This is a genomic window from Sphingosinicella sp. CPCC 101087, from assembly GCF_004151485.1.
Taxonomy (GTDB): domain Bacteria; phylum Pseudomonadota; class Alphaproteobacteria; order Sphingomonadales; family Sphingomonadaceae; genus Allosphingosinicella.
Genome location: NZ_SBFF01000030.1, coordinates 1 through 1,787 on the forward strand (window position 1 = coordinate 1; position 1,787 = coordinate 1,787).

Consider the following 1,787-nt stretch of genomic DNA (forward strand, 5'->3'; position numbering starts at 1 on the left):
ACGCTGACCGGATCGGCGGCGCTGATCCAGGTCGGCGACGGCAGCGCGGCCGGTGCGGGCTATACGGCCACCATCGCCAATGCGCTCGTCGGCTCCGCCACTCTGGTGAAGAGCGACCTCGGCACGCTCATCCTGTCCGGCACCAACAGCTATGGCGGCGGCACACGGATCAATGGCGGCGTGCTCCAGATCGAGCGGGACGAGAATCTCGGCCTCGGCGGGGCGCTCGCGCTCGACGGCGGAATGCTTCGCACGACCGGAAGCTTCGCGACCGACCGCGCCATCGCGCTCGGGAGCGGCGGCGGGACGTTCGAGACGGCCGCGAACAGCCGGCTTGTCGCCAACGGCCAAATGACCGGCGGCGGCGCGCTGGTGAAGGCGGGGGCCGGCACCCTGGTCCTGGCCGAGGCCGCCAGCCATTCGGGCGGCACGACCATCGCGGCCGGCATCCTGCAGATCGGCAATGGCGGTACGACCGGAAGCCTGGTCGGCGACGTGACGAACGCGGGCTCGCTCGCCTTCGCGCGCGCCGACACCTACGTCTTCGCGGGCCGCATTGCGGGCGCGGGGAGCGTGAGCCAGGCCGGCGGCGGCACCACCGTCTTCACCGCCGACCATAGTTATACCGGCGGCACGACTATCGCCGGCGGCACGCTCCAGATCGGCAATGGCGGCGCCGGCGGAAGCATCGTCGGCGATGTCGCCAACGATGGGCGGCTCGCCTTCAACCGCTCGAACGAATATGTCTTTGCAGGCCTGATTTCCGGCAGCGGCTCGGTCGACCAGGCCGGGGCGGGCACCACCATCCTCACAGGCGACAACAGCTACAAGGGCGAGACGATCGTCAGTGCCGGCACGCTGCTGATCGAGGGCGACCAGTCGGCGGTGACCGGGCTCACCCTCGTCCGGGCCGGCACGCTCGGCGGCACGGGCACGATCGGCGGCGACGTCTCGATCCTCGACGGCGCCGTGCTGGCGCCCGGCAGCGATGGGCCCGGGACGCTCACCATCAACGGCGATCTCTCCTTCGCGGGCAGCGCCCGGCTCGGCGTCGAGTTCGGCGAGGCCAATGTCGTGGGCGGCCCGCTCAACGATCTGGTCAGCGTCGGCGGCGACCTCGTCCTCGACGGCACGGTCGACATCGCCGTGTCGGCGGGCGGCAGCTTCGACATCGGCGTCTACCGCCTGATCGACTATGCCGGAGCGCTCACCGACAACGGGCTCGAAGTCGGCTCCCAGCCGGACGGCGGCGACGCCTTCGTCCAGACTTCGGTCGAGGGCCGGGTCAACCTGGTCAACACCGGCGGCGCGACCCTCAACTTCTGGGACGGCGCGGCCGGACCGAAGCTCGACGGGACGGTGAACGGCGGCGACGGAATCTGGCAGGGCGGCGCGGGCAACGACAATTGGGCCGATGCGAGCGGCACCGTGAACGCAGGCTATTCGAACGGCGCCTTCGCCATCTTCTCGGCCGCCCCCGGCACGGTGACGATCGACGACAGCCTGGGTGCGGTCGCCGCTTCGGGGCTGCAGTTCGCGAGCGACGGATATGTGATCACCGGCGACGCGCTGACCCTTTCGGCCGCGCAGTCAGTGATCCGCGTCGGTGACGGCACGGCGCAGGGGGCGGGCTATAGCGCCACGATCGAGGCCGAGCTCACGGGCGCGGCGAGGCTCGTCAAGACGGATCTCGGCACACTCGTGCTGACAGGCGCCAACAGCTATTCCGGCGGGACGCGGATCGAGGCGGGCATCGTGCGGATCTCGAGCGACGCCAATCTCGGCGC

1 protein-coding gene is annotated in these 1,787 nt (G+C 70.7%); it reads left to right on the top strand.

From position 1 onward, the window contains the following. Positions 1–1,787 (top strand): autotransporter-associated beta strand repeat-containing protein (locus tag EKM57_RS21635; RefSeq protein ID WP_206185545.1); only part of this gene is annotated, 1,787 nt, incomplete at both ends.